The organism is Mycobacterium asiaticum, assembly GCF_001673635.1.
In the GTDB taxonomy this organism is placed as follows: Bacteria; Actinomycetota; Actinomycetes; order Mycobacteriales; family Mycobacteriaceae; genus Mycobacterium; species Mycobacterium asiaticum_C.
In genome coordinates this window covers 1-4,837 of the sequence record NZ_LZMH01000024.1, presented here as the reverse complement: position 1 = coordinate 4,837, position 4,837 = coordinate 1, and the positions used below count along the sequence as shown (strand labels likewise).

The following is a 4,837-nucleotide window of genomic DNA, read 5'->3' as shown; positions in this document are numbered from 1 at the left end:
GCAGGGTGGATTTGCCGGCTCCGGAGGGGCCGACCACGGCCAGCAAGCTGCGTTGGGGCAGCACCAAGCCGACATCGCCGCCGACCGCCAATACGCCCTATTCCTGCTCGCCCTACCCCTGCTCCTGAGCCTGTTCACCTACGCCGTCCCCGGCGACGCCGGCCTCTCCCTGGCCGACGCCATCAGCCAGCAATCCAAACAACCCACCCAACTGCTGGTGCTACTCATCATCGGCGGAGCCCTGATGGGCTGCGCCGGCTCAATCCGCGAAATTGTCAAGGAACAGGCCGTCTACCGGCGCGAACACGGCATCGGCCTATCCGGCAGCGCCTACCTCGCCTCCAAACTCGCCGTCTTGGGCGCCATCACCGGCTTGCAGGGACTGATCGTCGGATTCCTCGGCGTTGCGTTCCTCCCGTTGCCCGACGATTCGTTGCTGCTGCACGCCGGCAACCCGCAGCTGCTGCGCTGGGTGGGCCTGGCCGAGGTGACGGGAGCAATCATCGCCGTCACCGTGGTCTCGATGATCCTGGGTCTGTTGATCTCCGCGCTGATCGGCAACGCCGACCGCGGCATGCCGCTGCTGGTGCTGGTGCTGATGGCCCAACTGGTGTTGTGCGGCGGGTTGTTCGCCGTGCGGGACCGGGTTCCGCTCGAGCAACTGGCCTGGCTGTCCCCGTCCCGCTGGGCCTACGCCATGGCCGCGTCGTCCCTCGGGGTGAACTACATCCGCATCACTGACACCGACCCGCTCTGGGATCACGATCCAGCCCATTATCTGAGCGCGTTGGGCATGTGCGTGGCGCTTGGCGTCGTCATGGTGATCCTGCTGGCGATCCGGTTGAAGCGGCTCGACCCGCAACGCCGGGCGCGCCGCTAAGCGGCGGTAGACGGTGTCGAAGCCGCTTTGCTGCTGCCGATGGAAGTGACCGCGGCCCCGGGTCATCCCGATGACAAGACCCTAGTCAAGGCCATATCGGTCGGTCTACGCTAAGCGCCAGCCTGTGGTGCTAGCTTGCCATGAGTTTGCCCCACGGCAACGTGCCTCGACGAAGGAGATGTTGATGAAACTGAAGCTCTGGCGCCGCGCCGGCGTTGTGATCGCCGCGATGGTTGTGTCGATGGCTTTCCTGGTGACCGGTTGCGGCTCGAAGCCCAACGCGTCCAACGGGGGATCGAGCTCCGGAGCGAATGTGGATGCCGCCAGCACGGTCAAACAGGCTGCCGATGCCATGCGCAAAGTCACCGGGATGCACGTCAGCTTGACCGTGCAGGGTGCGGTGCCCAACCTTGCCGTGACCAAACTCGACGGCGACGTGTCCAGCACTCCGCAGACCGCCGCCACCGGGACCGCCACCCTGATCGTCGGCAAGGACCCCGTCGACTCGAAGTTCGTCTTCGTCGACGGCCATCTGTACTCCGACCTCGCCGAGTCCGGCAAGTTCACCGATTACGGCAACGGCGCGTCGATCTATGACGTCTCGACGCTGCTCGACCCGGACCGCGGCCTGGCCAATGTGCTGTCGCACCTGCAGAACCCGAAGGTGGCCGGCAGCGAGCAGGTCAACGGCATCGCAACCACCAAGATCACCGGGACGTCGTCCACCGACGATGTCGCCACGCTGGCCGGATCCCGCCTCAGCCCGAAGGACGCACCGCCCACCCCGACCACCGTATGGATCGCCTCGGACGGCTCCAACCACCTGGTCAAGATCGAGATCGTGCCGGTCGAGAACGGCACCGTGACGATGACCATGTCGGAGTGGGGCAAACAGGTCACCGCCACCAAGCCCGCCTAGCCACCACCCCCGATGGCCCCGACAAAGCGCTCGCCCGATGACCGACCTGGGAAAGGAATCCTCATGGGATTGACGGCTTTTCAACGACGTGCCGCGGTCGCCGTGGCGAATATCGTCCTGGTCGGTTCGACGACCATAATGCTTGCCCCCGCGGTACACGCCGACACCTACTGGGGCGCGATCGCGCACTCCAGGGACGGCAAGGTGTACGGACGCACCAAGAACGCCCCGTCCAAGGCTGCGGCCGAGAGCGCGGCGATGGGCGCATGCGGCTACTCCGACTGCAAATTGCTGGTCACGTTCAAAGAGTGCGGCGCGATCGCCCAGAACAACAACCCCGACTACGCAGGTGGTTACGGGCCCACGCTCGCCGCAGCGCAAGCCGACGCCCTGAAAACCCTTGGTACGCCTGGATGGATCGGAACCTGGTACTGCAACGGCTAGGCCCGGCGGGGTGCTTCGGTCCGCGGCCCCTGCGCTGAAACCTCTGCAGCAGAACATCGTCAGCGATCGTTTGCGCTGAGGCGAAGGCTTCAGAAAGCTAGGCTGACGCAGCGGAGGCTATGGATGGAAGACCGGACCGACACGATCACGACCGAGGTACCGCGGTTGGAGGTGCGCGGGGGTGGCCGGACGTGGCGGGTGACGCCGGATCGGGTGTGGCGGTTGGGGCGTTCCAGTGAGGTGGATATCCGGTTGGAGAATCCGCGGATCTCGCGGGTGCATGCGGTGTTGGAGCCTTCGCCGGCGGGGTGGGTCGGTACCGAATGGTGCGCGGCTCGACGGGCGGTGGCGGCAGCACCGCTTCCTGGCTGCGCCGCACGATGTCGGCGACCTGGTCCTGGTCGGGCTCGCTGAGCGCCTGCTGCGCGGCGCGGGCCAGGTCACCGGCGCTGGGATACCGATCGGCCGGTTTCTTGGCCATGCCGCGAGCGATCACCGCGTCCAGCGCCCGCGGCACTCCCTTGCGGGCCGCGCTCGGCCGGGGGATCGGATTGTTCATGTGCGCGCTGATCAGTACGCCGGCACTGTCGGACTGGTATGGCGCGCTGCCGGTCAGGCTCTCATACAACACGCAGGCCAGAGCGTAGATGTCGGCCCGGAAGGTGACCTGGTCGTTGCCGAAGCGTTCGGGCGCCATGTATTTCCAGGTCCCGACGGCGGTGCCCATCTGGGTGATCTTCTCGTCGGTGGTGGCGCTGGCGATGCCGAAGTCGACCAGGTAGGCGAAGTCGTCGCGGGTGACCAGGATGTTGGGTGGTTTGACGTCGCGGTGCATGACGCCGGCGGCGTGTGCGGCGTCCAGGGCCGAGGCGATCTGAGTGATGATCGCGACCGCCCGGGACGGCGTCGGCGGGCCTTCCCGGGCGATCAGCTTGTCGAGGTCGGTGCCCTCGACGAGGCGCATCTCGAGGAACAGCTGACCGTCGATCTCGCCGTAGTCGTGGATGGGCACCACGTGCGGTTCCTGCAACCGCCCGGCGATGCGCGCCTCGCGCTTCATCCGCTCGCGAAACACTGGATCCTTGCTGACGTTTTCCGACATCAGCTTGACCGCGACGGTCCAGCCCTTGACGGTGTGTTCGGCCTCGTAGACCTCACCCATTCCGCCCCGGCCGAGCGGTCGCTTCAGCCGGTAGGGCCCGAACATCGAGCCCTCACGCGAGTCCGGCGCCGCGCCCATCGCTGATCCCCCCAACCAAGGTTCGCCCGCCAGCTCTCAATACCGTTGGCTCACCTAGGGTTTGGCGCGCGATGCGCCAAAACCACGGTCGGCCAACTGGTTTGGTCAGCCGTACTTGGCCCACCAATTGTGCAGGTCTTCCAGAGTAGCGGGATCCCCGAACACGTCACTGAGCATCAACTTGCCTTCGTTGCTCCAGATGACGTTCGGGTGGTTCTTGTAAGTGCCGCAGGCGATCATCCCGGCCGTCACCGTCGGATCCCGGTCGTAGTGCCACCCGTCCGGGGACGGTCCCTCTCCCGGGCAGTTCGTCAATTGCACGGCCGCGATGTCGTCGTTGAACGCGGACTTCAGCGTGGCCAGGTTCGGGAACAGTCCGTAGATCGCGCGACTCGGGCCGCCCTGGTTGGTGTTCTGGCCGCAGTCGAGCATGGCGATCGTGTTGGTCCAAACGCTGTTCGGCTTGGGTGTCGTGGGTGTGCATGTCCCGGACGGATAGCCCGAAGGCAGCATCGACAGCAGCTTGCTCTGCGGACTGCCGCCGGGAGTTGTCGTCGGCGAACTCCTCGTGGTGGTGGTGGCGGTCGTGCTGGAGGAGGCCGTGGTGGTGTCGTCCGCGTTGTGGTTGTCGCCCGGCTTCGTCGCGTACCAGATACCGATGCCGGCGACGACGAGAACGACGACCACCGCAGCGGCGGCCGCCACGATGGGCCACGGGTTGCGTTTGCCCCCCGGTGGTTGACCACCCTGGGTCCAAGCGGCGGGACCGGCCGGTGGCTGGCCGCCCGGTGGCGTGCCGCCCCAGCTACCGCTCTGGAAGTACTGCGGAGGCTGCGGCGGCGGAGTCTGGCTCGGAATCGGGCCGCTGCCCGGCCCCCAGGAGGGCTGGCTCGGCGGGGGCTGGCGCTGCAACGGCCCCGATCCGATCGGGTCGCCGTAGGCCGGCGGCGGCGAATACTGCGGCGCACTGGGCAGCGGGCCGCTGCTGGGACCGGACGGTTGCGGGGTCACCGCGGTGCCAGGCAGCGTGGACTCGCGACTGCGGCGCAGGATGTTCTCGGCGTGGTCCTGGTCCGGGTCGCTGAGTGCGTCGTGCGCGGCGCGGGCGAAGTCCCCGGCGCTGGCGTAGCGGTCTTCGGGCTTCTTGGCCATGCCGCGGGCGATCACCGTGTCGAAGGCCTTGGGGATGCCGGCCCGTTGCGCGCTCACCTGGGGAATGGGATCCATCAGGTGGGCGGTGACCAGGGTGGTCGCGCTGTCGGCGCGGTAGGGCGGCGCGCCGGTGAGGCATTCGTAGAGCACGCAGGCCAGGGCGTAGATGTCGGCGCGGTAGGTGACCTCGTCGTTGGAAAAC

4 protein-coding genes and 2 pseudogenes are annotated in these 4,837 nt (G+C 67.1%); 4 read left to right on the top strand and 2 right to left on the bottom strand.

Going from position 1 to position 4,837, the window contains the following annotated elements; translation table 11 throughout:
• The 4 genes and pseudogenes from A5645_RS06440 to A5645_RS29210 form a co-directional block, all read left to right on the top strand.
• Positions 1-880, top strand: an 880-nt coding sequence (locus A5645_RS06440) for an ABC transporter permease (RefSeq protein ID WP_172830478.1), incomplete at its 5' end; no start/stop codon positions are given.
• Positions 881-1,064: 184 nt separating this feature from the next.
• Positions 1,065-1,799, top strand: a complete 735-nt coding sequence (locus A5645_RS06435; protein WP_155767874.1) for an LppX_LprAFG lipoprotein — start codon at positions 1,065-1,067, stop codon at positions 1,797-1,799.
• 63 nt (positions 1,800-1,862) lie between these two features.
• Positions 1,863-2,243 carry a DUF4189 domain-containing protein gene (locus tag A5645_RS06430; protein WP_065035910.1) on the top strand — a complete coding sequence of 127 codons (381 nt, stop codon included), beginning with the start codon at positions 1,863-1,865 and terminating at the stop codon, positions 2,241-2,243.
• 123 nt (positions 2,244-2,366) lie between these two features.
• Positions 2,367-2,507 (top strand): annotated as a pseudogene (locus A5645_RS29210) (hypothetical protein); the annotation flags it as partial.
• Positions 2,508-2,531: 24 nt separating this feature from the next.
• Here A5645_RS29210 and A5645_RS06425 read toward each other — a convergent pair.
• Positions 2,532-3,483: pseudogene (locus tag A5645_RS06425) on the bottom strand (serine/threonine-protein kinase); the annotation flags it as partial.
• 105 nt (positions 3,484-3,588) lie between these two features.
• Positions 3,589-4,837, bottom strand: a 1,249-nt coding sequence (locus tag A5645_RS28065; RefSeq protein WP_065128960.1) for a serine/threonine protein kinase, incomplete at its 5' end; no start/stop codon positions are given.

Bases quoted from the DNA above. Each gene is read 5' to 3' on its own strand.
- A5645_RS06435 (WP_155767874.1), top strand. From the start codon at position 1,065: ATGAAACTGAAGCTCTGGCGCCGCGCCGGCGTTGTGATCGCCGCGATG.
- A5645_RS06430 (WP_065035910.1), top strand. From the start codon at position 1,863: ATGGGATTGACGGCTTTTCAACGACGTGCCGCGGTCGCCGTGGCGAAT.